The sequence below is a fragment of the Neisseria benedictiae genome, assembly GCF_958267435.1.
GTDB classification, from domain to species: Bacteria; Pseudomonadota; Gammaproteobacteria; order Burkholderiales; family Neisseriaceae; genus Neisseria; species Neisseria bergeri.
The window spans coordinates 1-489 of sequence record NZ_CATQFV010000033.1 but is presented as its reverse complement, the minus strand read 5'-3'; the positions used below and the strand labels follow the sequence as shown (position 1 = coordinate 489).

General features: G+C 55.4%; 1 protein-coding gene. It reads right to left on the bottom strand.

What is annotated here, in order from left to right; translation table 11 throughout:
• A partial coding sequence (locus tag Q3O12_RS04360) for a DnaB-like helicase N-terminal domain-containing protein (RefSeq protein ID WP_301669528.1) occupies positions 1-489 on the bottom strand: 489 nt, incomplete at both ends.

Sequence of the window (489 nt, the reverse complement as noted above, 5' to 3'; positions counted from 1 at the left end):
CGTGCTTTCTGCAATTTGGAATACTTTGTTTTCCGCCTCATCCAAAAGCTGCCCCGCGTCCCTGCCTTGCGGATTGTAGGCGCTGCGTGCGATTTCCGTTCCCACTTCGGCGAGTTGGCGCATAATGGAACGCTCGCGCACGATTTCGGCATAACGCCGGATGTTGGCGGCAGACGGGGTGTTTTGCGCCAGGGAAATCAGATATTCGAATCCGCCTGCCGCTTCCAGCTCTTCGTTCCGCTGCAAATCCTCCTGAACCGTGATGACATCGGCAGGACGGCTCTCATTGATCAATTTGGCAATGGATCGGAAAATCAGGCGGTGTTCATGCCGGTAGAAATCCTCTCCCGAAACCACATCGGCAATCCTGTCCCATGCCGGATTTTCCAGCATCAAACCGCCCAAAACAGACTGCTCCGCCTCCATTGAGTGCGGCGGAAGCGACAATGAGCCGATTCCTCCGTCTTCAGACGGCATGGCTGTGTAATC